Source organism: Marinomonas sp. ATLA20, from assembly GCF_057180105.1.
Genome location: NZ_JBXUKU010000017.1, coordinates 1 through 26,760, shown reverse-complemented (window position 1 = coordinate 26,760; position 26,760 = coordinate 1). Strand labels below are relative to the sequence as shown.

Genomic DNA, 26,760 nt, shown 5'->3' with positions numbered 1-26,760 from the left:
GCTCGTGTCCACTCTTGTAGAACGCCTAAATAAGCTAAGTCATGTTTCCTCTACTTCGTTACCGCCTCAAATTGAAGGCAAGGTGACTCGTATGGTTGGTTTGACCATGGAGGCGGTTGGTTGTGTCGTGGCTCTTGGTGATCGTTGCTCTGTTCAAGTTAGAAAGGATCGCTGGGTAGAATCTGAAGTGGTGGGCTTTACTGGTGATTTAACTTATCTCATGCCGACCGAGGCGATTGAGGGGATTTCTCCAGGGGCGCGTGTTCGTCCGCTACTGGGTGACAGTAAGATGCCAGTTGGTGATGAGTTGCTTGGTCGTGTAGTAAATGGTTTGGGGAAACCTTTAGATGGAAAAGGGCCTATTAAAACCAATGACTCGGTGACTTTGCACGGAAATGTAATTAACCCTCTACAACGAAAGCCCATTAGCGAGCCTTTAGATGTTGGTATTAAGGCAATAAACAGTTTGCTGACTGTTGGTAAAGGTCAGCGTCTAGGTCTTTTTGCAGGCAGTGGTGTGGGTAAGAGTATGTTGCTCGGTATGATGACAAAATATACTGAAGCGGATATTACCATTGTTGGCTTGATCGGTGAGCGTGGTCGAGAAGTAAAAGAATTTATTGATCAAATATTGGGCGAGGAAGGTCTTTCTCGTTCTGTCGTCGTCGCGTCCCCTGCTGATGATTCTGCGTTGATGCGTTTACGTGCGGCTATGTTGGCAACGCGTATCGCTGAGTATTATCGGGATCAGGGGAAAAACGTATTATTGTTGATGGATTCTCTGACGCGATACGCTCAAGCTCAGCGGGAAATTGCATTGTCTGTTGGAGAGCCGCCGGCGACAAAAGGCTACCCGCCATCGGTGTTTTCTAAGCTTCCTCAGTTGGTAGAGCGGGCTGGCAATGGTTGTGATGGCAGTGGCTCGGTAACGGCTTTCTATACTGTATTGACGGAAGGGGATGATCAGCAGGACCCTATTGCGGATGCGTCGCGAGCGATTCTTGATGGTCATATTGTGTTGTCTCGGCGTTTGGCTGAGGAAGGTCATTATCCTGCTATTGATATTGAAGCATCCATCTCCCGAGCTATGCCGCATATAGTCAGTGAAGATCATTTGTATGGAGCAATGCGAGTGAAGCAGCTCTACTCTAAGTTCCAACAAAATCAAGATCTTATTTCTGTTGGAGCTTACGCAAGGGGCAGTGACCCAGACTTGGATCAAGCTATTATACAAATGCCAGAAATTCGCAACTTTCTTCAGCAGTCGCTGGGTGAAAGCTTTAGTATTGATCAGAGTTTACAGGCCCTTGTTACTGCAATGACGAAGGAGCAGTAGACGATTGCGGGTAAAAGCGTCTATTATTTAGCTAGTTTCTGAATGGGCTTTGCATGAAAAAATCACATCGAATGCAGATATTAGTCGATCTTGCTAAACGCAAAGAAGATACGGCCGCACAGCAGTTGGCTCGTGACAAAGCCAAAGTGCAGTACGATGAGCAGAAGCTGAACGAGCTGCGAGAGTATGCAGGGCAATATGAGTCAGAGCGTAATCTGCTTGGATTAAGTGCTTATTTAACAACGAATTATCAGCACTTTGTGAATCGAGTTCAGCAAGCTATTGTTCAGCAAGAGGCTGCGGTGGGACGATCTGAGCAGCAGGCAGACATGAGTATGCGACGCTGGCTGCAAGCTCGTTCGAAAACCAAAAGCATGGATTGGCTAAAAGAAAAAAACCACAAAGCAGAATTGGTCGTTGAAGCTAAGCAAGAGCAACGTCAAAGCGATGAGTTCGCCATGCGCCGTTTTTTAGACAATATGCGATAGTATTTTATGGGCTTTTTTGTATAGCAAACAGGCTTGTTGTTAGGATCAAGTATGGCGAGATTGGATAACGGACTAATTGATTTGTCTCTGCCTATTTCTAATATAGAAGTGGCTTTGCATGATTACGTCTATCATCCTCGTCGTGGATTAGAAAAGCTTCAGTCGGCTTTATTGTCACTGCAAGAAACCTCTCTATCAAATATAACTAATCGTCTCTATTATCTACGTTTGAGCTCTTTTACAGCGGCAGTTGATGAGCTTTTACTATCCGGTTCTCCTTATTTTAGTCACTACCGTTCTGCGCTTTTATCTTCAGCTGATGCACTTTGTCAAGTCGCCATGGCAGGTCAGTTTTCTAATGATCGTTCGCAACAGTTAGATAAGCTTTTGTCTGTGGATCGCTCCTGTTGGGCCCTTGTTATTTCCATTGCTAATGAAAAAGACAGTTCGTTAGTGTATCGAAATTACGAAGCGCGACTGGACTCCACTCAATCTAATGTGTTGAGAGTGGACGATTATTTAGAGGCTTTTTCGAGTGCTGGGCGAGTATCTTTTCAGTTAGATTCGGTGAAAGGTTCTCGTATAAATGGTCGTTTTATATTAATAAGTGTGCAGTCTTTATCTTGGCTGAAACGACGCTTTCCTTCACTTCAATGGCAAATGCTTTCTATTAATGAAAAAGAACCATTGCGCGTCTTGTGTGAATTGAGCTTTTTGCCTCTTTTTCAAAATGTCACCATGTCTCGTGATTCTCGATACCGCCTGTTAGCTTTATTTGAAGATAGGTTTAAAACACTATTTTATCAGGTCTTTAGTTCCCTTTTTCCATTAAGTCTTAACCATGTAGATCAGGTTGGGCGGCTAGTGCCAAGTGTTAATAATGTGACCACTTTTGAGCAAGACGAGCAGTTAGCGTATTTCCCTGTTCGCCACGGGGGCTACGTTTATATCTCTGGTCGAACATTAGAAGCAAGCACTGAAACTTCATATGTAAAGTGTTTGGGTCGTGATTACTTATCGTATTTTTTATATGAAATTGATACTTCGTTTGGGCGTTTTGTTTTTGATCAACAAGAATGTCTTGGTCGATATGAGGTTGAAAGTGGGGACCTTTTTGTTGAGGGGGAGTCCTTTTGGTTTGAGCCTAAAGTAGGTGTGAGGGCGGAAGTTGTGTTAAATATGCCTTTGCTTTCTCCGCAATATACTGTGTGTTGTCCGTTGTTAGAGACTATCAATCAAGTGTTGGTTGTTAAGCAGGGGGAGCTGTATTTTGCATTACCTTATTTGTTTGTTCGTGAGGTGGAAGCTGTTTGCTCTGTTGTTTCTGCTCGCGGTGCTTGGGTGAAGAATATTTGGTTAACTCAAGCCGGAGCGCCTTTGTTAGAGCCTTGGTTATTAGGCAAAAATGAGATTTCCCAATTCTGTATATGGCCAGAAAAAAATAAATCTACACATCCTTCTAGGAATGGTTATTATTTTGGAAAGGTATATGGCAGGATGTTTTGGATAGAAGCGGATTTGATATTGGCATTGTTGCCTTATAAAGCCCCTTTTTCTGTGGGGCGCATGGAAGATGATGAGCTTCGTTCAATGCCTTTTTTTATTCATGATGGACGATGTTTTGATAGGGTAATGTCTGAAGGGCTTCTTTCTGAAGAGTCTAGTTCTTCAGTTGATAAAATGTCTTTTTCAGTCATTCTTGAGTGGATGTCTGAGGCTGTTGTCTTGCCTTTTGCTTCATGTGAGTGGTCTGCCACTTTGAATGCGAGTCACTGTGTTCGAGAGTTCTCTTTGCCTTCTGACATAATGATGAATGGTGACGAGAATATGAAAAGCCAACTTGCTGATACGCAAGAGGGTGATTTTGTAATTAATAAGAAAAATTATTTATCCTTTGTTGCTGGCTTTTGGCCGACATCATCTTTGCTTGAAAGTGATTATTGACTATGAATACACCACATTCACCGTTTGGGGCTCCAAGAAAAGAGCTGATCAATAGCTTACAAAAAGGCGTTGTTGCATTGCTGTTTGTATTGCTGCTGGCTTTTGTTGGCATGTATATGTTGATGAGCACTAATTTGCAAAAACAAAACGCTCACCAAGAAAAGCTTAGTGGGCTTATTGGTTTGGTACACAGTGCAGAAGAGCATTGGTTACAGTGGCTATTGGTTGGTGATCGGGGGATTTTTAGCACTGACAATAATGTTGATGAGCCGTCTGCTAGCTATTTTCATCGGATGTTGGTGGATGAGTATCGCTTGATCAGTAGTCATCTTACTGAGTTTGAATTGACATCTGATGTAGATATTTCTGATTCATTGGCTTTGTTAGATTCTTTGTCATTAAAAGAATTGGACTCAGTGCCTTTAACGGATGAAGAGCGCAGTGCCATTTACTTAACTTTTGAGCATTTAGAAGCGTTAGATGATGAGCTTTTGCAGATAAGTGTTGGTTTGGATTATGAACGCCAACTTTTCATTGAAAGGTTGATTTGGGTGCCTGTCTTTATCTTTTTAATGTTGTCCGCGATTCTAGTTATTCTAGCGGTTAGGTTTAGTCGTCAGCTGCGTTCTGGTTTTTCAAGTTTGCACTCTGTTCTTGATCATCGTAAGCATGGTCATGCTTCTGCGATTCAGTCTCGAAATATCATAGATGAGTTCACCGACTTGAGTCACTTAGTCGATAATGAGTTGGCGTCCCGAGATTTTGATCTGGACCAGCAAAGTGAGAATCTTGATTTGGTTGAAAAAGCGCTTGCTCAAGTGGCTGAGCCTTTTTTTGTAACAAATCGCCAAGGTGATATTGCATGGTTAAGTGCAGGGGCTGAACGACTATGGTTCAGGAATACCTCATTATTTGAGTCTTTATTTGGCATTGATTCAGGCTTGGATGACCCTATTGGTGAGCGCATTGCTGATTCTATTTTGTTTTCAGATCAAGATTTAAAATTGGATTTATCAGATGGCGTTCACTGGTTAAGTGTTCACCACTTTGCCTCCGAAGTGGAAGAGGATGTTGATAGTCTTCAATGTATTATTTCAATTCAAACGAAAGCAGAGATGGCAGAGTTTAATATTTTGCATCACAGTTTGAAGTTAATTGAGCAAGATGTTTGGAATGCTCCAATTCGTTTATCAAGACAGGATTCACCTTACGCAGGCTTTGCTAAGTCATTAGAATCTATGCGTAGAAAGGTTGTGATGATTTTTGATGCGCTGAGTGCGTCCTCTATGCAAACACATTCGCTTGAAAAGATTACGAAACTACAACAAATAGCATCCCTAATTGACGAAAAAACGGATCACAATGAGCAATCGGCAAATGATATTGTTGTTGTAAATGAAGCCCCGTTTGAAGTATTTAATGTTGAATTAAATGACATGGCTTTGCTCTCTGAGCAGGTTAGGGATTCATTAATATTGGGTTATGAATTGGTGTTACAGCGCTTGGCTCTAGTCGAGAAGGATTTATCTTCAGATGTGTTTTTGTTGGGTGATGTTGATCGTTGCCTAAACGAAGTAAGGGCTGGGGTGTTAGCGAGCCTTGCGGCATCAGAAGGGGAAAGTGAAAAAGTTCGTCATCGCTTTGCTGTAGATATAGAGCATGATATCAGTAAAGTTCAAGAGCAGATTGAAGGCATGAAGTCCATGGCGGCCTCTACGCTTTCATTGCTTGAGTCTGATCGTAGTGTTGGTGTTGCTCGTTTGGATAGGGCAAGAGAGTCAATCAATGAGATGCTTGAGCGTATTCATGGCTTGATATCTAAAACGGCACCTAACATTTTAGATGACGATAGGGATGATGTATTTATAAAAGAATCTAACGATGAGTTGGACGAGTTTTAAAAGCTTTCCACTCATACTCTAGGAGTAGGCTGTGGTTGAAAGCTTTTTCGATAAAGAAAAAAAATGTCTAACTATTCTCGTAAAAGGACGTTTTGATTACAGCTGTCATAAAATGTTTAAAGACGCGTTTTCTAGTGGCGAGAAAGTTAAAAAGTATGAAGTGAATCTCAGCGATGTCACTTATCTTGATAGTTCTGCCCTTGGGATGTTGTTGCTACTTAGAGATCACGCAGGCACAGAAAAAGCAGAGATTCATTTGGTTCATGTTAACAGTGCCATTATTGATATCCTCAAAATAGCTAATTTCCATCGACTTTTTGATATTACTGAGTAGTTTTATATGGAACAAGTCTTAACCATATTGATTGCAGATGATAATCCTTCCGATCGTATTTTGTTAAAAGCGATTCTCAGTCAATTTGGTCACAATGTAATTTCAGCTGTTGATGGTCAAGATGCAGTTGATAAGTTTGATCCTCATACTATCCAGCTAGTGTGTTTAGACATCAAGATGCCCCGTAAAGATGGTTGGGAGGCGGCGCTTGAAATCCAACGCATAGCGGGGGATGTGTTTGTTCCTATTATTTTCCTTTCTGGTGTGACTGATCCGATTGCTTTATCAAACTGCTTGCGTATTGGTGGTATTGATTTCATTTCAAAGCCTTACAGTCCCGCTCTTATTACTGCGAAATTAAATGCCATCGTCAGACTGTTAGTGATGCAAAAAACGCTTGAAGAACAACGTGATGCAATGAGTTTATATAATGAGAAACTGCTTAACGAGCAAGAAGTCGCGAAAGTGGTTTATGAAAATATAACCAACTCTAACTGTCTGAAGGACTCAGCTCTTTCGACAATTCATTATGGTACTCATACCTTTAATGGTGATGTTATTTTGGCTGCTTATAAGCCGAATGGTGGTATGCATATACTGTTGGGAGACTTTACTGGGCATGGACTTTCTGCTGCCATCGGTGCGTTACCTCTTGCCGATATCTTTTTTGACTGGACGAAAAAAGGCTTTTTGATGCGTCAAATTATCCCTGAGATAAACGCGCGTCTAAAAAGTATCTTGCCGTCTAATATGTTTTGTAGTGCTGCTTTTATTGATATTAAAGTAAATAATAAAAGTATTGAGGTCTGGAATGGTGGGCTTCCTGATTTATTGTTTTTTCCTCAAAATGCTGACAAACCAATACGGTTCCAATCCAAGAATTTACCTTTAGGGGTTCTGTCTCCTGATGCGTTTGAATGTCAAATTGACCCTATGTCTTTTGCCACTGGTGATCGGTTGATGGCTTTTTCAGATGGTGTTTATGAGGCGCTGGATCTATCTGGTCAGATGTTTTGTCATTCGGTTTTAAAGCCTCTTTATCAAGGTGAAGTTGATTCAGATAAGACCGTTGGCTGGCTTGTCCAGCAGTTAGAAAGAGAAGGGGTTTTGGAAAACCCACATGATGATATTTCTTGTCTAAGTGTTTGTTTGGATACCAATATAGGCATTGACTCATCAGAATACAGAGTATCAAGAGGTCATGATGAAGCGCCAGCTGACTTTTCTTTTGAATATGTCTTAAACGCTGACTCACTACGTAACACTGATCCTTTACCTTATGTTTTACAGATATTGACAACTGTTCCTGGGTTGAGTCGTTTTTCTAGCCAGATATTCATGATTCTTTCTGAATTATATTCCAATGCGCTAGAGCATGGTGTTTTGAACCTAAGCTCGGATAAGAAAAGCTCTAGTGATGGCTTCTCTCGTTATTACGAGGAACGTGAACGTAACCTTGCTAATTTGAAAGAAGGTTATGTCAAAATTTCCGTAAAAGTGACATCTGAGGGAAATAGTAGGGCACTTATTTTGTATGTTGAAGATAGTGGTTCTGGTTTTGATTTTCAGGGTGTTAATTATGATATATGCAATACTGAGTTGCTTTACAACCGAGGTTTGGCATTATTGGATCAGCTGTGTTCAAAGCTAGAATTTTCCAAAGGCGGTAGTGCTGTGACGGCACATTATCGATGGCAAGTAGGTTTGGATAGTTAGTTAGTGGTGTTGGCCTCTCTATTGCATAGTTTTCTTTATCGTTGGAGGAAATTATGCGCACAGATTCAAATTCAATATTGTCTTTACCTTCAGGTGTTCCGCCTAAAAAAAATGTTTCTACTAAGTCTTCCCCTAGTAGTGGGGCTGATTTTGCGAGTGATTTTAATAAAGCAAAAGAAACGGTCAGCTCTAAAAAAGCATCAAATGCTGAGACCTCGTCGACTTCCTCTGCATCAACTACAAGCAACAAAGCGGCAGATAAAAGCAACACTGTTGTTAGTGGTAAAGAAAAAGGCTCAGTATCGAAATTAGAGTCTGCTGACGGTAGTTTAACTGCTGAAAAAAGTAATGCGGCAGTGAGCGATAGCGGCAACGCTTTGCAGCAAGAAGGCGAAGGCTTACCTGTTGAAGACTCATCTGTTGCTGTTGATGCGTCTGATGGTGAAGGTAAGGCTTCTTCAATTGCTCTATCAGCAGAATTAGATGGATCATCTGTCGAGCCTTCAAATCAGCTTAATTCGACTGATTCCCAAGAGATAGCTTTTCCCCGAGATGCTGTAAATATTCCTGTTTCATCACACAGTACTTTGGCGAAAGGCTCTGGTGCTGTTGAAGTATCTGCAGGTGAAGCGAATACGAAGAGTGTTTTTTTGGAGGGAGCTTCAGACGCTGCTACGGTTTCAGACGTTGCTACGGTTTCAGACGTTGCTACGGTTTCAGACTTTGCTACGGTTTCAGACGTTGCTACGGTTTCAGACGTTGCTACGGTTTCAGACGTTGCTACGGTTTCAGACGTTGCTACGGTTTCAGGTGTTACTACAGCTGAAAATGATGTGGTTGATGTGAATTTTATCAAGCGTAATTATTCTAGTGATATTGTTGAAAATACTACGCCATCGACTTTAGTTGCGTTATCTGACAAGGCTTCAGCGGATAGTATTGATCCTTTTAATCATGAAATAGCTGATGGAGAAGAAAGTGAGCTGTCTTGGGTCTTGTCTCAGATGGGGGGGGGAGGAATGAAGGGGCCGACGGCTGAACCAGTAGGTAATGTTGCACTTGATGCAGCAAAAACGACGGTTGCAGCAGGTGTGATCGCTGCTACCCTTGATAAGCAAGGGCGTTCCGAAGCATTGCCGTCTGCTTTGCTGGCAAGTGGTGAAACTTCATTATCAGGCGATGTGGATTTAGATTCTGCAGAATCTCTTTTGAGTGAAGATGGTATCTTAATTAATGAGCCGATTGAGTTGCGTAAAAAAGAACATGAAGCCATGCTTAGCCGGATGACGGCGCAAATTGATGGGGCTCTAGGTGATGATAGATCATCTGGTGGTTTAAACAGTTCATTGCATAATAACGTTAATCGCCCTGCTGCCGCTGCGGCTCTTAATGCTTCAATGTCTAATCCTCAAGCCAATAACTTGGTAATGAGTTTGCCGCCTGGTCATCCTGGGTGGGCCAATGAGATGACTCAGAAGGTTGCTTGGATTGCCCGTGATGGTGGTCATACGGCGCATATTCGCTTAGACCCACCTGAATTAGGTAGTTTAACGGTTAAAGTCTCGGTCGACAGTGATTCTAATACACAAATAAGTTTTGTTGCTGCGACGCCACAAGCGAGAGACTTACTGGAGGGACAAATGGGGCGTCTAAGAGAAATGCTTGCTCAGCAAGGAATGGATTTAAGTCGAGCTGATGTTGATGTCTCGCAACAAGACACTTCAGGTGCACAGGATAGAGCTAGCAATCGTAATGGGGGCTCGTCTCAAGGAGGTATTGCTGGTAATGATGATATTGATGAAGAGCCAATCCAGAGTAATTTATCGTATGTTTCAGCATCTGGTGTTGATTACTATGCTTAAACTTTTGAGAAATTGATGGTGCTATGTTTGATTCTTTGTAGAATAGAAGCTTGTTAATGCATAAGAGCGTTATTATCGCTCTGTATAAAGAATTTGATACACCTAAGGTTTGTGAATATGGCTGAAGAAGACGGTTTGGATATCGGTGCAGAAGAGGGAAAATCTAGTGGTAAGAAAAAGCTTATTATCATTGTTCTTCTTGTCTTGGTTTTGGTTGGCGGCGGTGCCGCGGCTTACTTCCTGTTTTTTAGTGGGTCTGATGATGCTGGTGATTCCGCAGAGTCTGCGGAGGCGGCGCTAGCTAATGAGCCCTCCACGTATTTGGCCTTAGATCCTGCATTTATTATCGATTTTATGGTTGATGGTCGTCAGCGTTACGTACAGTTAAATATGTCTGTTAAGTCAAAAAACACAGCTCAAATAGATGCTGTGACGCTTCATATGCCGCTTATACGTAACAGTCTAGTCTTGCTTTTTTCTAGCCAATCATTTGCAGAATTGCAATCCGCGGACGGGAAAGCGGCTTTGAAGCAAGCGTCTCTTGATGCAATCAATGGCATTCTTGAACAGGAAACTGGTCAAGGGGGAATTGATGCCGTGTTATTTACTAACTTTGTGATGCAATAAATTATGTCAGCTCAAGATCTGTTATCGCAGGATGAAATCGATGCGCTTTTACATGGTGCCGATGAAAAGCCCGTGGATGAAGACAATCGAGATGCCAATGGTGTGGCATCTTATGACATTACCAGTCAAGAACGTATTGTGCGTGGGCGTATGCCCACCTTGGAAATGATAAACGAACGTTTTGCTCGTTATACGCGCATCAGTTTGTTTAATATGCTTCGTCGTACCGCAGATGTGTCATCTGGTGGTCTACAGGTGATGAAGTTTGGTGAATATGTCCATACGCTTTATGTACCTACTAGTTTGAACTTGGTGAAATTCAGGCCATTAAGAAGTACCGCACTTTTTATTCTTGATGCTAAATTGGTTTTTAAGTTAGTAGACAACTTCTTTGGTGGTGACGGGCGTCATGCGAAAATCGAAGGTCGTGAATTTACTCCAACTGAAATTCGTATTGTACAGTTGATGCTTGAGCAAGTTTTTAAAGATTTAACGGAAGCTTGGGCGCCTGTATTAAAGTTAGAATTGGAATATATTAGTTCAGAAGTAAACCCAGCAATGGCTAATATTGTTAGTCCGAGTGAGGTCGTCGTCGTTTCTACTTTTCATATTGAATTGGATGGTGGTGGCGGTGAGCTGCATATTACTTTACCTTACTCTATGATCGAGCCTGTTCGCGAGCTACTTGATGCGGGGGTTCAAAGTGATGTTGATGAAAAAGATGATCGCTGGGGTAAGTCATTAGAACAAGATGTCAAAGACATTAGTGTGAATTTATCGGTGAATGTGGCGAATAGAAAAATTTCTTTGGGCGAGGTATTAAAGTTCAAAGCGGGTGATATTATACCGATAGAGATGCCGGAATTTGTTACGGTTCGAGCGAATGGCATACCAACGTTTAAAGGTAAATTGGGCGTCAGTGATGAGCGCTATTCAGTACAAATGGAAGAAAGTTTTAAGGCGAAGGTGACTAAGTAACATGGCAGAAGAACAAAATCCAGACGCAGCAGGCATGGACGAAGATTTGGCCGATGAATGGGCTGCAGCAATGTCTGAAGCGGGTGAAACAGAGGGCGACGAAGAAATAGAAGATGAATGGGCTGCTGCAATGTCTGAGCAGAAAGTTGAGCCTGTCAAGTTAGAAAATCTGACTAGTTCTTCTGTGCCTAGCGGTGGTGTCGGTTCTGATCTCGATTTAATTATGGATATCCCGGTTGTTCTCTCTATGGAATTAGGGAATACCGAGATAGCAATCCGAAACCTAATGCAGTTAACACAAGGGTCTGTTGTTGAGCTTGATCGTTTTGCTGGTGAGCCTCTTGATGTGCTGGTAAACGGCACATTGATCGCCCACGGTGAAGTAGTTGTTGTGAATGATAAGTACGGTATTCGTTTGACGGATGTTGTAAGTCCTAGTGAGCGTATTAGACGACTGAAGTAGTGCCCATTGAAATTTTCTTTTCTTAATCGTTATGTCTTTATGGCCATGCTTTGTATGGCCATTCCTTATTTGCAGGCCGCTGGTGTGCAAGATGTTTCTGTTACTTCCTCTATTTGGAAAGTGGTAATTTCATTAATTTTCGTTATTGCTTTTATACCTGCTTGCCTTTGGTTAATGAAGCGCTTTCAGTTTGCTCAAATGAAACTGGGTCAGTCGGATATTAAGATTGTAAACGTCCAATCTTTAGGCACAAAAGAAAAATTGATGCTTGTTGAGGTTGAAGGGGAGCGCCTATTAATTGGTGTGACTGCTCATTCTATTAGTCATTTGAGAAGCTTTCCGTCAAAGGGGAAATCGTTTGCCTCTATGATGGACGAAGTGGATAGAGAAAGCTCAAATGACAACAAGAACAACAATGAGGGTGCCCAATGATTCGTTTTGGCCTGATTCTGTTGTTATTGTTACCCACTTTGTCGTGGGCTGAGGTGGGATTGCCTGCAGTAAAAGTTGTAACAAATGCCGATGGTAGTCAAGACTACAGTGTTTCGTTACAAATCCTATTTATCATGACGGCTTTGACACTTCTGCCTGCGGCCTTAATGATGATGACGGCTTTTACTCGAATTATTGTGGTGTTGGCTATTTTGCGTCAGGCCATTGGTTTGCAACAAACACCGTCTAATCAAATTATGATTGGCATGGCCTTATTTTTAACCTTATTTATCATGACGCCCACGTTAGATAGAGTGAATGAAGTAGCGTTGCAGCCATACTTAAAAGAGGAAATGACATCTGTGCAGGCTGTTGAAGCGGCCTCAGTTCCTGTGCGGGACTTTATGTTGGCTCAAACGCGAGAAGATGACATTGCTCTTTTTGTTAAGTTGGCAGGTAGGGAGGGGACTATTCAGTCAATGGATACTTTGCCGTTTACCATTCTGATGCCTGCTTTTGTGACAAGTGAGCTGAAAACGGCTTTTCAAATTGGTTTTATGATTTTTATTCCGTTTCTGATCGTCGACATGGTGGTGGCCAGCGTTTTAATGGCAATGGGTATGATGATGTTGTCGCCAATTATTATCTCGCTACCTTTTAAAATCATGCTTTTTGTTATGGTTGACGGTTGGTCTATGATTATGGGTACGTTGGCTGCGAGTTTCGGGATTTAACTATGAATCCTCAAGTAGTGTTAGATTTATACGGACAAGGTTTTTATCTCATTGTTTTGATTGTTGGGGTGGTGATGGTACCCAGCCTGATTGTGGGTCTTATTGTGAGTGTGTTTCAGGCTGCAACACAGATAAACGAGCAAACTTTGTCTTTTTTGCCTAGATTGATCGTAACGATTTTAGTCATTATGCAATTGGGACCATGGATATTGATGAAGTTGACGGATTTCACGACCAATTTGTTTATTAATATTCCTATGATAATAGGCTGATGTTAGAGCTTCATCCAGATCAGCTACTGGGCTTGACGATTAGTTTTCTTTTGCCTTTTTTTCGGATTGGGGCTTTTTTTATGGCACTGCCTTTATTTGGTAGTCGCTTAGTTAGTCCTCGAGTACGTATTGCTTTTTCCTTTCTTGTTGCTGTCATTGTTACTCCTGTAATTGATGTACCAAACTATGACCCTATCTCTCCAGCTTATATTGTGTTGATTGCTGAGCAATTGGTAATTGGTTTTGTGCTTGGTTTTGTGGTTACTATCTTGTTTCAGTTGTTTTCACTTGCGGGGCAGTTGGCCGCGATGAAGGCAGGTTTGGGTTTTGCGATGTCTAATGACCCTGCCAATGGTATTTCTGTTGCGACGCTTGGTCAGTATTATCTATCCATGGTGGCGCTGGCTTTTTTGGGGACGAATGGCCACTTGGTGATGATAGAGTATCTGGTTGAAAGTTTTACCTATTGGCCGATTGGAGGCGGTTTTGATAGTCAGCGTTATTGGCAGCTTGTATTGCTCGGTGGTTGGATGTTTGAAAAGGCGCTACTGATTGTAATGCCTTTGGCTGTTGCTGTATTGGTGATTAACCTGTCCTTCGGTGTCGTGGCCAAAGCATCTCCGCAATTGAATGTTTTTGCGTTAGGGTTCCCAATCATAATGTTATTTTCTTTGTTCTTTTTCTGGATTATGTTAGATGACTTCTTAAATATCTACTTGTTGTTTTTCGGAGAGATGATTGATTGGATGCAGACAACATGGGGGATTCGTTTAAATGGCTGAGAATGAAGACGGTAGCGAAAAGACGGAAAGTGCCAGTAGTAAGAAGCTTCAGGATGCTCGGAATAAAGGTAATCTCCCCCGTTCTAAAGATCTAAGTTCTGCTCTTTTGTTGATTGTTGCCGCTGCAACTATATACGGGACAGGCACTTTACTTGTGCGTGACTTAGCCGTTTTATTTGACTTTAACTTTCTTGTTGATAGATCGGATGTATTTGATTTAAATCGCATGGTTTTTCATCTCTATGAGTCCGTCGTTGCTATGATGGATTCTATGGTCTTGTTGATGTCTGTTTTGGCCGCTGCTGGCATTATCGGTAGTATTGCGCTCGGTGGTTTGAATTTCGCTTGGGAGCCTTTGACGCCAAAGCTCAGTAAAATGAGCCCAATAGCAGGCCTTAAACGAATGTTTTCCGTTCAGTCTTTGGTGGAGCTTTTAAAGTCTATTGCCAAAGTGACCTTGGTTGGTGTTATTTCTGTGTTGGTGGTGAATTACTTTTTGCCTGAAACGCTTGGATTAACTTTCCAGTCTATAGATCTGGCTATTGCTCATGGTATTGATATTGTTATTTGGTCTTTCGTCTTTGTGACGCTTGCTTTGGCGTTGATTGCGGCAATTGATGTGCCTTTTCAGGTTTGGTCACACAAAGAAAAGTTAAAAATGACTAAGCAGGAAGTAAAGGATGAATTCAAGCAGCAAGAGGGTGATCCTTTAGTTCGAGGTCGAATTCGTCAGTTGCAACGGCAAGCTGCGATGAATCGCATGATGTCTGATGTGCCAAATGCGGATGTTATTATTACTAACCCAACACATTTTTCCGTAGCTCTAAAATACGATCAAACTGGCGGTGTTGCGCCTGTGATGCTCGCCAAAGGGGGCGATTTTATTGCATTGAAAATTCGTGAAGTCGGCAATCACTATGATATCCCTGTGATACAATCGCCCGCATTAGCAAGGGCAATATATCACCATACTGAGATCGGTGATGAGATACCAGAGGGGTTGTTTAAAGTGGTAGCACAACTGTTGGCTTATGTGTATCAATTGCGCAATGCTCGCATGGGGGCGCCACACCCAGAAGCGATGCCAAACTTAGATGTGCCTGATGAATTTCAGTGGGACGGTAGTTAATCATGTTTTATAGCTTTTCTTCCAATAAGGATGTCGTGTGAATTTTGACCGCGGCCGACTTACTGGGCAGGTTCAAGGGATTTTAAGTGGGAATTTAGGTATTCCTATTTTGTTGTTGTCGCTGTTAGCGATGATGATTTTACCTATTCCTGCTTTTTTATTGGATGTCCTTTTTACCTTTAATATTGCCTTAGCCATTGTTGTGCTTTTGGTCGCTATCTATTCCATGCGCCCTTTAGATTTTGCTGTGTTCCCTACTGTTCTTCTAGTATCTACATTAATGCGATTGGCGCTTAACGTAGCGTCAACTCGTGTGGTGTTGTTGAATGGTCATGAGGGTGGTGATGCGGCCGGTAAGGTTATTCAAGCTTTCGGTGAAGTGGTTATTGGTGGTAACTACGTTGTTGGTTTTGTTGTCTTTGCCATTCTGATGATTATTAACTTTGCTGTTGTTACCAAAGGTGCTGGCCGTATTTCGGAAGTAAGTGCCCGCTTTACCTTGGATGCAATGCCCGGTAAGCAGATGGCAATTGACGCTGACCTAAATGCCGGCATGATCGACGCAGATCAGGCTAAGCAGCGTCGTACTGAGATTGCTTCCGAAGCTGAGTTTTATGGCTCTATGGATGGTGCCTCGAAGTTTGTGAAAGGGGATGCTATTGCTGGTCTGCTTATTCTGGGTATTAATATCATTGGTGGTTTGTCCATTGGTATGGCGCAGCATGACCTTTCTTTTACAGAGGCTATCGAACGTTATTCATTGTTGACGATTGGTGATGGCTTGGTTGCTCAGCTTCCTTCATTGATGCTTTCTACTGCAGCTGCAATCATGGTTACTCGGGTTAACGAGACGGGTGATATGGGCGGACAGATAGTTCGTCAAATGTTTGGTTCCTCAAAGGCGCTCTATGTTGCTGCTGGTGTGATGACGATTATGGGGATCGTTCCGGGTATGCCGCACTTTTCCTTCTTGTCCTTGGCTGCATGTTTGGGTGGTCTTGCCTATTTTCTTGAGTATCGTAAGAAGCAGAAACCTAAACAAGGGCCGAAAAGTGCTAGTAAAACGTCAGCAGACAATCCAGCTCCAGCTGAAGTGAAAGACCTTAGTTGGGACGATGTGGCTCCTGTTGATATGCTTGGTTTGGAAGTGGGTTATCGTTTGATACCTTTGGTTGATAAAACTCAGGGTGGTGAGTTGCTTGCAAGAATTAAAGGTGTACGTCGTAAGTTATCTCAAGATTTGGGTTTTTTGGTGCCGAGTGTACATATTCGAGATAACTTAGATTTGATGCCGAATGCCTACAGAGTTACCTTGATGGGAGTGAGTTTGGCAGAAGCTGAAGTGCATCCAGATAAAGATTTAGCAATCGATCCAGGTCAGGTATTTGGTTCGATTGATGGTATTGCAGGTAAAGATCCATCATTTGGTTTAGATGCCGTTTGGATTGATCCTAAGAAAAGAGATCAGGCACAGACTTATGGCTACACAGTGGTCGATGTGAGTACAGTGGTTGCGACTCATATTAATCAGATTATGTACAAACATGCCTATGAATTGATTGGTCATGATGAGGTTCAGCAGCTGTTGAGTCTTCTGAAGCAGTACAATCCCAAATTGGCAGAAGAGTTGGTACCAAATACAGTGCCTTTGAGTGTTCTGTTAAAAGTACTGCAGAATCTATTGATAGAGGGAGTGCCGTTAAGGGATATGCGAACGATTGCTGAGTCAATTATGGGGGTTCAACCAAAAACTCAAGACCCTATGATATTGACTGCAGCAGTGAGAACGTCGTTATCACGCTTGATAATTCAAACCTTGGCTGATGGGGTTGAGGAAATTCCTGTGTTAACGTTAGAGCCTCAATTAGAGAAAATGCTGATGCAGACGGTTCAGCAAAGCCAGCAGTCTGGGATTAAAAATGAAGAGGCATTAATTTTAGAGCCGCAAATGGCAGAGCAGTTACAGTCATCTTTGCGTCAGTCTGCCGAGCAGCAAGAGGCAATGGGAAACACTCCTATATTAATTGTGTCTGCTCCTATACGTCCTATGTTGGCGCGTTTTATGCGCTATGGTATGGTGAATATGTCAGTGCTTTCTTATCAAGAAGTACCGGATCATAAACGTATTACTGTGGTAGGTGTTATAGGTCAATAATATCTGCCTATTAACGTGATGGATTGTATCTATATTTATTGTAATCTTTCGGGTAAGCTATGGATTTGTAAGAAAAATAAACTGGAAGGATTAAGTTATTCATGCAAATTAGGCGGTTTCGAGCACCTGACATGCGGCAAGCGATACGGAAGGTTCGCGATGCTGTAGGCCCTGATGCGGTCATTTTGTCAAATCAGCGTCTGCCTACCGGTGAGATAGAAATAGTTGCCGCTCTAGATTACGATGGATCTTTGCCTTCTAGTATGGCTTCAAAGCGCTCGCCAGCGTCTCGTTCAGAGCAAGATGCAAGCCCAAGTGCAGATTATTTAGAGCGTATTGAAAGAGCAAAGCAACAGACTACTGTCCCGCAAAATATCTCATCTTCAAATACATATTCAGAAAAACAACCTGCAACTCAGTTCGAAATGCCTCCTTTGTCGAAGGATAAAGAGGATCCAGCTGTCGAAGAAGCATTGTCAATTCGTAACAGTGAAAGTTCTAAACAGTTGCGAGAAATGGAGCTTGAGCTTAAAAATGTTCGGACTATGCTAGAGCAACGTCAGCAAGCTGATAGCAAAGCCGATGCAAAAGAAAATGCAGTAGAGTCACGGGCTAGAGAAAAGTTAAAAGGTTTGGGTTTGTCCGATTTTGTCGTGTCTAGATTGATTGATGATATCGATTTAAAAGGGCGAGAAGACGACTGGAATCGTTTGCTTGCCCATTTAGCTGACTATATTCCTGTTCGTTCTAGTTCTTCAGAATTAAAAGGCTGTATTGCATTTATGGGGCCTACTGGCGTTGGTAAGACAACAACGATCGGTAAAATAGCCGCCCAGCATGTTTTGAAAAATGGTTCTGAAGGTGTTGTCTTAATTACTACTGATACTTACCGTATTGCTGCCCATGAGCAGCTACGGACTTTTGGGCGTATATTAAATGTCCCAGTAGAAGTGGTGAATGAATACTCTGATTTAAATGAAGTATTGGCAAAATATGCTAATTATTCTTTAGTGCTTGTTGATACGGCTGGTATGAATCCAAGGGATTCGAATCTTGAGCGCCAGCTTCTAATGATGAAGCGTGCGCGAGCAAGTCTTAAAAAATTATTAGTATTACCTTGCACAAGTCAGAGGCAAGTATTAAAAACAGTGGTCGATGTTTATTCTCAAGTTCAATTAGACGGTTGTGTTTTAAGTAAACTTGATGAATCAGCTTCACTTGGTGAAGCTATTAGTGTAGTTATTGAAGAAGGCTTACCTGTTGTATATATCGCAGATGGTCAAAGAATTCCAGATGACATAGAACCAGCTCGTGCACATAATTTGATTAGTAGGGCTGTGTATACCGCAGAGCATTACAGTCAGCTTTATGGGTCACTAAAGTATGGTAGTTAGTAAAAATTTGTTATTACTGAAAGCGTTGCGCGAAACTATGTAGTACAGTTAGTTAGCGCAACTAACTTAAATGGTAAAGGTTGCTTAGACTATTTTATGCAGAGCAAGAATGGATATAACACATACTCTAAAAAAGCAACGCTTTCGATTGATGCGATTGTTGAACAATATGGGTATTTGGTAAAAAGAATTGCTTACCATCTACTGGCGCGTTTGCCTGATAGTGTGGATGTAGATGATTTGATTCAAGCTGGCATGATGGGACTTATTGAGGCCTACAAACGCTTTGAGTCGACCAAGGGTGCTAGTTTTGAAACTTATGCGGGTATTCGTATTCGCGGTTCCATCATGGATGAGGTGCGAAAAACAGATTGGGCCCCTCGCTCGGTTCGTCGCAACGGTCGAGCTGTTGCTAATGCAATAAAAGAGTTAGAAGCTAAGTTGGGCCGTGAAGTGTCCGATATGGAAATAGCGGCTCATATGAATATAAGTATGGATGAATATCATGACATGATTCATTCATCTATGTCGACTCAGTTGTTTAGCTATGAAGAAATGCTAGACTCTGATACAAATAATTTAGATAGTATCGAATCAGAGGTGGAAAATTCACCTTATTCTTTAGTAGAAGATAGTGGTTTTCAAAATCAATTGGCGAAAGAAATTGATGAATTACCGGAAAGAGAAAAATTGGTTTTATCTCTTTATTATAATGAAGAGCTTAACCTGAAAGAAATTGGTGCTGTGTTAGGCGTTAGTGAATCTAGAGTCAGTCAAATTCATAGTCAAGCGGCTATGCGATTGCGAGCTCGATTAAGTGATTGGCGAGATTAATTATGAGTTATGAAATAATACCTTTGGGGTGTGGAGGTTGCATTGGATAAAAACATGAAGATCCTGATTGTTGATGATTTCTCGACAATGAGACGTATCATTAAAAACTTATTACGGGATTTAGGGTTTACCAATACAGTTGAAGCGGATGACGGAACAACTGCATTGCCTATACTTCAAGCTGGAACAATTGATTTTCTTGTGACCGATTGGAATATGCCTGGAATGACCGGTATTGAACTACTCCGTGCTGTTCGTGCTGATGAGAAACTGAAAAGCATTCCTGTTCTTATGGTCACGGCTGAAGCTAAACGTGACCAGATTATTGCTGCAGCTCAGGCTGGGGTAAATGGTTATGTTGTTAAGCCTTTTACTGCGGTGGCTCTCAAGGAAAAAATTGAGAAAATATTCGAACGAATAGACGCTGCAAAATAGGGAGCTTAGATGTCGAATGTATTGGGATCTGGACTAGTGGATTTTGAAAACCTAGTAAAAGATGGTGCTGTGGATCTTTTAAATCACATTGAAGTCGGTGATTTCAGTGGTGCTATTAAAGTAATCCAAGAGTTAAGCGAAGCTCGTCATAAAAGCTTTTATAACGAAGTGGGATTTTTAACTCGAAGTCTGCATGATGCTATTCGTGATTTTCAAGTCGATTCAATGGACTTAGTTGTTGGTGAGGGTGGAAAAGATTCTGCTACTAAAATTACTGACGCCTCTGACCGACTGAATTATGTTATAGAAACAACTAGTGCGGCGGCCAATAAAACTATGGACATGGTGGACAGCAGTGTTCCTGTGGCCAGTGAGTTACAAAGTCAAGCAAGGGAGTTGCGAAAAGACTGGAGTCGACTAATTCAGCGAGATTTAACACCTCAAGAATTCAGAGACTTATATAAGCGTATTGATGTATTCCTGTCTTATGCTGATGACAGTGCCACTACCTTGCATTCAAACCTCAACACAATTCTTCTAGAGCAAGGTTATCAAGACCTAACGGGTCAAGTGATCGCTAGAGTGAATGATTTAATTCGAGATGTAGAAGAAAAACTTGTGCATCTCGTTGCTGTTGCTGGACGCGTTGATAGTATCTCGGGGATTGAACACCAAGAGAAAGAGTCTGAACACGATGACACTCGTGGTCATGGCCCAGCTATTAATAAACAAAACAACCCTGAAGTACTGAGTAGTCAAGACGAAGTAGACGACTTGCTATCAAGTCTTGGTTTCTAGAAGGAGCTGAGGATGAGTTTCGAGGTCGATGAAGAAATTTTACAAGATTTTTTGGTAGAAGCTGGCGAAATCCTAGAACAGCTTTCCGAACAACTAGTAGATTTAGAACAAAACCCTGATGATAAACAACTGCTTAACGCTATTTTTCGTGGTTTTCACACGGTAAAAGGTGGTGCTGGATTTTTACAATTAAATGCCTTGGTTGGCTGTTGTCATTACGCAGAGAACGTTTTTGATATATTAAGGAACGGTCAGCGTAAAATAGATTCTGATTTGATGGACATTGTTTTGCAGGCACTTGATGCTGTAAACGAAATGTTCGAGGTTGTTCGTGCTGGTGGTGAGCCTGAGCCTGCTTCACCAGAGCTGATCGCAGCGCTTGCCGTATATGCAAAACCGCCAACTGCAGAAGAGCTTGCTAGCGCAGATGATGAAGAGCTAGATGAAGTTGAAGATATTGCTGAAGAGCAAGCTGACTCTGATGTTGAAGAAACTGAAGAAGCTGTTTCAGCAGCGGTTGAATCTGTTGATATTTCTGATGATGAGTTTGAATCTTTATTGGATGCTTTGGGCGATACTTCAAATGAAAATCAAGAAGTAGAAAGTAGTTCAGCAGAAGAGAGTAGTGCAGCCCCAAGAACTGATGACGAAATTACTGAAGATGAATTTGATGCATTATTGAATCAACTTCATGGCAGCGGTGCACCTGGAATTAGTGATGAGCCGGCTGAAAACGTTAGCCCAGATGATACATCTTCTGATGAAATTACCGAAGATGAATTTGAAGAGCTTCTTGATAAGCTTCATGGTGAAACGCCTGCAGCAAATAAGAAAGAAGATGCACCTAAAGACGATGCGAAAAAGGCAGAGCCTAGTGCTGGTGCAGAGTCCGACTTAATTACTGAAGATGAATTTGAATCTCTATTAGACAGCTTGCAAGGTAAAGGTGGTTCAGAAAAGTCAGAAGCTCCTGCAGCTAAGAAGCCTGAACCTAAGGCTGCTCAAGCTAAGCCAAAAGCTGATCCGAAACCTGCTCCAAAGCCTACGCCTAAAGCGCCAGAGCCTGAAGTAAAAGAGAAAGTTAATACTCCTGTTACTCAAGAAGCAACAGTGCGAGTAGATACAAAACGCTTGGATGACATCATGAACATGGTTGGTGAGCTTGTATTAGTTCGAAACCGTCTTGTTCGTTTGGGACTCCAAAGTGATGATGAATCTATGGGGAAAGCGGTTTCAAACTTGGATGTTGTTACGGGCGATCTACAAAACGCCGTAATGAAAACTCGAATGCAGCCAATCAAAAAAGTATTCGGCAAGTTCCCTCGAGTGGTTCGAGATTTGGCCCGCAACCTGAAAAAAGAAGTAAATTTAGAACTTCGTGGTGAAGAGACAGATCTGGATAAAAACCTCGTTGAAGCACTCGCCGATCCGCTTGTCCACTTGGTTCGAAATTCGGTTGACCATGGTGTTGAGGCACCTGATGTTCGTGAAGCGAAAGGCAAGCCAAGAGTTGGCCATGTTATTTTGTCTGCAGAACAAGAAGGCGATCATATTTTACTCTCCATCGATGATGATGGTGCAGGTATGGACCCTGATGTGTTGCGTAGAAAAGCCGTTGAAAAAGGCTTGATGGATGCGGATGCAGCAGAGCGTTTATCTGATGAAGAAGCATTCAATTTGATTTTTGCACCAGGATTTTCAACAAAAGTTGAGATTACTGATGTGTCTGGTCGTGGCGTTGGGATGGATGTTGTTAAAACAAAGATCTCACAGTTAAATGGTACCTTACAGATTAAATCTGTCCTTGGTCAAGGGTCTAGATTTATCATCAAAGTGCCATTAACGCTTGCGATTATGCCGACTCTGATGGTGACACTATCAGATCAAGCATTTGCGTTCCCATTGGTCAGTGTTAATGAAATATTCCATCTAAATTTGAAAAAAACCAATGTGGTAGATGGTCAGCAAGTGGTTGTGATTAGAGGTAAGACTTTACCAATTTTCCACCTGAAAAGCTGGCTGATCAAAGGGAATAGTCGCGATGATTTACCTGCAGAAGCGCATGTGGTTGTTGTTCAGGTTGGTATGAGCGAAGTGGGTTTTGTTGTAGATCAGCTTGTTGGTCAAGAAGAAGTGGTTATAAAACCATTAGGTAAAATGTTGCAAGGTACCGCTGGTATGGCAGGTGCAACAATTACAGGTGATGGTCGTATTGCATTGATTCTGGATGTGCCTAGTATGCTTAAGTGTTACGCATCTAGGTAATATTTTTTTTCATTTAGGGGATGTGATATGCCTGTTAAGGTGCTGGTTGTTGATGATTCTGGTTTCTTTCGTCGCCGTTTGGTCGAAATTTTTGAAGCCGATCCTCGATTAACCGTTGTAGGTACTGCAAATAACGGACGTGAGGCAATAGATAAGGTTCAATCCTTATCTCCTGATGTTGTTACTATGGACTATGAGATGCCTGTTTTAGATGGTATCGCCGCCGTAGTTAACATTATGAAGCTAAAGCCAACACCTGTGCTGATGTTTTCCTCATTAACTCATGAGGGCGCAAAGGTTACTCTGGATGCCCTAGAGGCAGGTGCTGTTGACTTTATGCCTAAGAATTTTGAGGATATCTCTCGAGATTCAGCGGTAGTGAAACGTGCATTGGTAGATCGGGTGTTAGCGGTTGCAAGAACTCGCTTAGCAGGCGATAGAAAACCTGTCGCAGCACTTGCTCCACGTGAGGCGCCTAAGCCGATTGTCACTGAGCGTGGTGTTATTATTCCACGTATGAGAAAACGAGTGAGCCTTGTTGCTATTGGAACATCCACGGGTGGCCCTATGGCTTTGCAGGCGGTTTTAAGCAAATTACCTAAGGACTTCTCAGCTCCTATCGTATTGGTCCAGCATATGCCAGCGGCCTTTACTGGGGCTTTTGCTGACCGATTGAATAATATTTGTCAGATTACTGTGAAAGAAGCCAAAGATGGCGATCGTTTGCAAGCTGGTGTTGCGTTATTAGCGCCAGGTGGGAAGCAAATGATGATTGACCCTCGAAATGGTGGTTGCGTTCGTATTCTTGATGGCGATGAACGACTTAACTACAAACCTTCGGTTGATGTTACTTTTGGCTCAGCATCGAAATGCTATCCAGGAAAAGTGTTGTCTGTTGTTATGACTGGGATGGGCGTTGATGGTCGTGAAGGTGCTCGTATGCTGAAAAGTTCGGGTTCAAGAGTTTGGATTCAAAGTGAAGAGTCTTGCGTGATCTACGGTATGCCAATGGCTGTTGAGAAAGCAAATTTAGCGGATGACATTATTGATTTAGACCATATCGGTGAGCGTATTGCACGTGAGGTTGGCTAGTGGATTTTGTTACCTTAGCAGGACTATTAATTGCATTCAGTTCAGTATTTCTAGCTAACTGGTTAGGGGGAGGAGAGATCGTTCTCCTTCTAAACCTTCCATCCGCTATCATCGTTATTGTTGGTAGTATTGGCGCAACACTTATTCAAAGTAGTATTCAAGAAGCAGCCCGTTCTCTTGTATTGATGAAGTGGAGTCTTTTCCCGCCTGTTTATGATTTCAATTCTGCCCGTGTATTAATAAACAATCTTGCCCATAAAGCGAGACGACTTTCTCTGCTTGCTTTGGAATCTGATATTGAAGCGTTGGGCAACCGTTTTACTAGTCGAGCTATGCAAATGGCTATCGATGGGACGGATCCTGATTTATTAGCTGATAGGCTTCATGATGATGCAGTCCGTATTTATGATAAGCGGATGAAAAGTGTCTCATTTATAGAATCGATAGGCGGTTATGCACCTACTCTAGGTATCATGGGGTCTGTACTGGGTTTGATTCAAGCTATGGCTAATTTGGACAGCCCGGAAGCATTGGGTCATGGTATTGCCGTTGCTTTCGTTTCAACTTTATATGGCCAAGGGTTTGCTAATCTGGTTATATTTCCAATTGTTAAAAAATTAACGGGCTATGTCGATAAAGAGCTTCTTTATCATCAGCTACTAATTGATGGTATCTGTGGAATTGCTACAGGCAAGCATCCATATCGATTAGAGTTAGAGCTAAATACCTATGAGTGATACTCCTCCTAGGGTTTCAAAGCGCCGTCGGATGGCGACTAAGTCGCCAAGGACGAACATGCAGGGGCGAGACCGTTGGATCCTTTCTTATGCAGACTTTATCACTCTGCTTTTTGCTTTTTTTGTGGCGTTGTACTCTCTCTCATTAAAAAATTCTGGTGATGAACAGCGTTTGAAAGAGACGTTGCATGGCGTTTTTGATGCTGTTCAGAAGTCTATTAAGCCTATCAACATAGGAGAACCTATTGTTGGTGAGCCAAAAGATGTCGAAGTGGTTGAGGCAAAACCAATTCCAGCTGCACCTCCGACTATAGAAGAGAGTAATTCGTCTGCTGTGTATGCATTGCTAAGTCAAGTTGTGGAAAACCAATTTTCTGGGTTGCATGCATCAGGTCAGATATCCGTTACTGAATCGGCGGATTGGGTAAGCTTGGAGCTGAAGTCTGGTCTATTGTTTGGACAAGGAGAATACGACTTAACGAATGAAGCGGTCGCTTTGTTGATTTTAGTTGCCAACATATTAAAAGCGCATCCTTCAGTTATATTGGTTGAGGGTAATACAGATGATTTGCCTGTTAACTCAAGACGTCTAATTTCGAATTGGCATTTGTCTAGTTTACGTTCTTCTTCTGTTGTGGATGAATTGGTTTACAGAGGGGTCGATCCAAAGATGATCGCACCAATTGGCTTTTCCAGTGAACATCCTAAAGTAAGAAACACCAATGATTATGCTCGTCAGCAAAATCGTCGTGTAATATTGCGTATTAGTAAGCGTAAGGCCGATAATCTCTATGATTACTTGTTTCAATAGCGTGTTACTGTATATGATTGCAAGCAATTCGTAAGCAAAATAACAGCATAGGGTATCAGGGGAGTCAGAGTGCACATTTGGGCAGTGGCGAATCAGAAAGGCGGCGTTGGTAAAACGACCACAGTAGTTTCATTAGCAGGGTTGTTAGCTGATGCTGGCCATCGGGTATTAATGATTGATCTTGATCCTCATGGGTCACTGACCAGTTACTTCCGCTTTGATCCAGACTCCATAGAAAAAAGCGCGTACAGTCTATTTCAAGCTACTGGAAAAATCCCAGAGGATTTACCGGCTTCGCTAATTCTAGAAACAGGGCATCCTAATTTATCTTTAATGCCTGCGTCGACAGCGTTAGCTACTTTGGAGCGTCATGCTCAAGCGCAAGGTGGTATGGGATTAGTTATTTCTAAAACGTTAGCGATTTTATGGGATGACTATGACTATGTGTTGATTGATAGCCCTCCAGTATTGGGAGTTCTGATGATCAATGCTTTGGCGGCTTGCCAGCAGTTGGTTATACCTGTCCAGACTGAGTTTTTAGCGATAAAAGGGTTGGAAAGAATGGTCCGTACATTGACCATGATTAACAGAGCAAGAAAGCGACCAGTACCGTTTTTAATAGTGCCAACTCTTTTTGATCGCCGTACTCAGGCTTCTAATAAAAGCTTACGTAGTTTAAAAGATACTTATGAAGAGTTGGTGTGGCATTCAGTAATCCCTGTTGATACAAAGTTAAGAGACGCTAGTACAGCAGGTATTGCTCCTTCAGCGTTGGATCCGAATGCTCGAGGAATTAAGGCTTATGCAAGTCTGATGGATTCTTTGCTGAACCCAGCGGGATAGTAACAGTTTATGAAAGATACAAAGAGTAAAGAGCAGACGTTAATAGGACCGCAGATAGCCGTTCAACGTTACCTTGATGACCTATTACAAGAAGCGACTTCTGAGCCGTCTGTAAACGAGGTTGATGAAGCTGAATCTATGGCCGATGGGGAGCCTGACTTTAGTGAACCTGAAGCCACCGATTTAGACGATGGACTTACTGAAGAAGAGCTTACGTCATTAGATGCTTCATTTCACGATTTTGAAGAAGCAATTTCTGCTCAAGCTGATGGCTTGCCAGCAGATTCTGAAGAGCACAATATTATTCAGCCAGAGCCAGAGCCAGAGCCAGAGCCAGAGCCAGAGCCAGAGCCAGAGCCAGAGCCAGAGCCAGAGCCAGAGCCAGAGCCAGAGCCAGA

General features: G+C 42.2%; 25 protein-coding genes and 1 pseudogene. All 26 read left to right on the top strand.

Annotated elements, in window-relative coordinates; genetic code table 11:
* The first annotated feature begins 4 nt into the window (after nt 1-4).
* Nucleotides 5-1,336 (top strand): flagellar protein export ATPase FliI, encoded by a 1,332-nt coding sequence (gene fliI, locus AC2A4J_RS18980; protein WP_255826028.1) that lies wholly within the window; start codon nt 5-7, stop codon nt 1,334-1,336.
* 53 nt (nt 1,337-1,389) lie between these two features.
* Nucleotides 1,390-1,824 (top strand): flagellar export protein FliJ, encoded by a 435-nt coding sequence (gene fliJ / locus AC2A4J_RS18975; RefSeq protein ID WP_484177096.1) that lies wholly within the window; start codon nt 1,390-1,392, stop codon nt 1,822-1,824.
* Between the two features lie 51 nt (nt 1,825-1,875).
* Nucleotides 1,876-3,768 carry a hypothetical protein gene (locus tag AC2A4J_RS18970; RefSeq protein WP_484177095.1) on the top strand — a complete coding sequence of 631 codons (1,893 nt, stop codon included), beginning with the start codon at nt 1,876-1,878 and terminating at the stop codon, nt 3,766-3,768.
* Between the two features lie 2 nt (nt 3,769-3,770).
* Nucleotides 3,771-5,669, top strand: a complete 1,899-nt coding sequence (locus AC2A4J_RS18965; RefSeq protein WP_484177094.1) for a hypothetical protein — start codon at nt 3,771-3,773, stop codon at nt 5,667-5,669.
* Nucleotides 5,670-5,700: 31 nt separating this feature from the next.
* Complete coding sequence (locus AC2A4J_RS18960) at nt 5,701-6,003, top strand: STAS domain-containing protein (protein ID WP_484177093.1); 303 nt, start codon at nt 5,701-5,703, stop codon at nt 6,001-6,003.
* A gap of 27 nt (nt 6,004-6,030) precedes the next feature.
* The gene (locus AC2A4J_RS18955) at nt 6,031-7,719 is read left to right on the top strand and encodes a SpoIIE family protein phosphatase (protein ID WP_484177092.1); all 1,689 of its coding nucleotides are present in this window, start codon (nt 6,031-6,033) and stop codon (nt 7,717-7,719) included.
* Between the two features lie 53 nt (nt 7,720-7,772).
* Nucleotides 7,773-9,581: a flagellar hook-length control protein FliK gene (locus AC2A4J_RS18950; RefSeq protein WP_484177091.1), complete on the top strand. Its 1,809-nt coding sequence runs from the start codon at nt 7,773-7,775 to the stop codon at nt 9,579-9,581.
* A gap of 117 nt (nt 9,582-9,698) precedes the next feature.
* Nucleotides 9,699-10,208 (top strand): flagellar basal body-associated FliL family protein, encoded by a 510-nt coding sequence (locus AC2A4J_RS18945; protein ID WP_484177090.1) that lies wholly within the window; start codon nt 9,699-9,701, stop codon nt 10,206-10,208.
* Between the two features lie 3 nt (nt 10,209-10,211).
* Nucleotides 10,212-11,186 (top strand): flagellar motor switch protein FliM, encoded by a 975-nt coding sequence (gene fliM / locus AC2A4J_RS18940; RefSeq protein WP_484177089.1) that lies wholly within the window; start codon nt 10,212-10,214, stop codon nt 11,184-11,186.
* A 1-nt stretch (nt 11,187) separates the two neighbouring features.
* Complete coding sequence (gene fliN, locus AC2A4J_RS18935) at nt 11,188-11,649, top strand: flagellar motor switch protein FliN (RefSeq protein WP_484177088.1); 462 nt, start codon at nt 11,188-11,190, stop codon at nt 11,647-11,649.
* Nucleotides 11,650-11,655: 6 nt separating this feature from the next.
* Nucleotides 11,656-12,081, top strand: a complete 426-nt coding sequence (fliO, locus tag AC2A4J_RS18930; protein ID WP_484177087.1) for a flagellar biosynthetic protein FliO — start codon at nt 11,656-11,658, stop codon at nt 12,079-12,081.
* Nucleotides 12,078-12,815: a flagellar type III secretion system pore protein FliP gene (fliP, locus tag AC2A4J_RS18925; protein ID WP_484177086.1), complete on the top strand. Its 738-nt coding sequence runs from the start codon at nt 12,078-12,080 to the stop codon at nt 12,813-12,815. The genes fliO and fliP overlap by 4 nt, the downstream gene beginning before the upstream one ends.
* Before the next feature lie 2 nt (nt 12,816-12,817).
* Complete coding sequence (gene fliQ, locus AC2A4J_RS18920; protein WP_255826010.1) at nt 12,818-13,087, top strand: flagellar biosynthesis protein FliQ; 270 nt, start codon at nt 12,818-12,820, stop codon at nt 13,085-13,087.
* The gene (fliR, locus tag AC2A4J_RS18915) at nt 13,087-13,869 is read left to right on the top strand and encodes a flagellar biosynthetic protein FliR (RefSeq protein WP_484177085.1); all 783 of its coding nucleotides are present in this window, start codon (nt 13,087-13,089) and stop codon (nt 13,867-13,869) included. Before fliQ ends, fliR begins: the two co-directional genes overlap by 1 nt.
* Nucleotides 13,862-14,998 carry a flagellar biosynthesis protein FlhB gene (flhB, locus tag AC2A4J_RS18910; protein ID WP_484177084.1) on the top strand — a complete coding sequence of 379 codons (1,137 nt, stop codon included), beginning with the start codon at nt 13,862-13,864 and terminating at the stop codon, nt 14,996-14,998. Before fliR ends, flhB begins: the two co-directional genes overlap by 8 nt.
* 37 nt (nt 14,999-15,035) lie before the next feature.
* Nucleotides 15,036-17,153 carry a flagellar biosynthesis protein FlhA gene (flhA, locus tag AC2A4J_RS18905; RefSeq protein WP_484177083.1) on the top strand — a complete coding sequence of 706 codons (2,118 nt, stop codon included), beginning with the start codon at nt 15,036-15,038 and terminating at the stop codon, nt 17,151-17,153.
* Between the two features lie 101 nt (nt 17,154-17,254).
* Nucleotides 17,255-18,547 carry a flagellar biosynthesis GTPase FlhF gene (gene flhF, locus AC2A4J_RS18900; protein ID WP_484177082.1) on the top strand — a complete coding sequence of 431 codons (1,293 nt, stop codon included), beginning with the start codon at nt 17,255-17,257 and terminating at the stop codon, nt 18,545-18,547.
* 96 nt (nt 18,548-18,643) lie between these two features.
* Nucleotides 18,644-19,381 carry an RNA polymerase sigma factor FliA gene (locus AC2A4J_RS18895; RefSeq protein ID WP_484177081.1) on the top strand — a complete coding sequence of 246 codons (738 nt, stop codon included), beginning with the start codon at nt 18,644-18,646 and terminating at the stop codon, nt 19,379-19,381.
* Between the two features lie 54 nt (nt 19,382-19,435).
* On the top strand, nt 19,436-19,816 hold the full coding sequence (locus AC2A4J_RS18890) for a chemotaxis response regulator CheY (RefSeq protein ID WP_012071097.1): 381 nt from the start codon (nt 19,436-19,438) through the stop codon (nt 19,814-19,816).
* Nucleotides 19,817-19,825: 9 nt separating this feature from the next.
* Complete coding sequence (locus tag AC2A4J_RS18885) at nt 19,826-20,614, top strand: protein phosphatase CheZ (RefSeq protein WP_255826000.1); 789 nt, start codon at nt 19,826-19,828, stop codon at nt 20,612-20,614.
* Between the two features lie 12 nt (nt 20,615-20,626).
* A complete protein-coding gene (locus AC2A4J_RS18880) occupies nt 20,627-22,879 on the top strand; it encodes a chemotaxis protein CheA (protein WP_484177080.1) in 2,253 nt (750 codons plus the stop codon).
* Between the two features lie 27 nt (nt 22,880-22,906).
* Nucleotides 22,907-23,971: a protein-glutamate methylesterase/protein-glutamine glutaminase gene (locus AC2A4J_RS18875; protein ID WP_255825996.1), complete on the top strand. Its 1,065-nt coding sequence runs from the start codon at nt 22,907-22,909 to the stop codon at nt 23,969-23,971.
* Nucleotides 23,971-24,708 (top strand): flagellar motor protein, encoded by a 738-nt coding sequence (locus AC2A4J_RS18870; protein WP_484177079.1) that lies wholly within the window; start codon nt 23,971-23,973, stop codon nt 24,706-24,708. The genes AC2A4J_RS18875 and AC2A4J_RS18870 overlap by 1 nt, the downstream gene beginning before the upstream one ends.
* Nucleotides 24,701-25,519, top strand: coding sequence for an OmpA family protein (locus tag AC2A4J_RS18865; protein WP_484177078.1), 819 nt, complete (start codon nt 24,701-24,703; stop codon nt 25,517-25,519). Before AC2A4J_RS18870 ends, AC2A4J_RS18865 begins: the two co-directional genes overlap by 8 nt.
* A 69-nt stretch (nt 25,520-25,588) precedes the next feature.
* Nucleotides 25,589-26,362 carry a ParA family protein gene (locus AC2A4J_RS18860; RefSeq protein ID WP_255825991.1) on the top strand — a complete coding sequence of 258 codons (774 nt, stop codon included), beginning with the start codon at nt 25,589-25,591 and terminating at the stop codon, nt 26,360-26,362.
* Nucleotides 26,363-26,371: 9 nt separating this feature from the next.
* Nucleotides 26,372-26,760 (top strand): annotated as a pseudogene (locus AC2A4J_RS18855) (chemotaxis protein CheW); the annotation flags it as partial.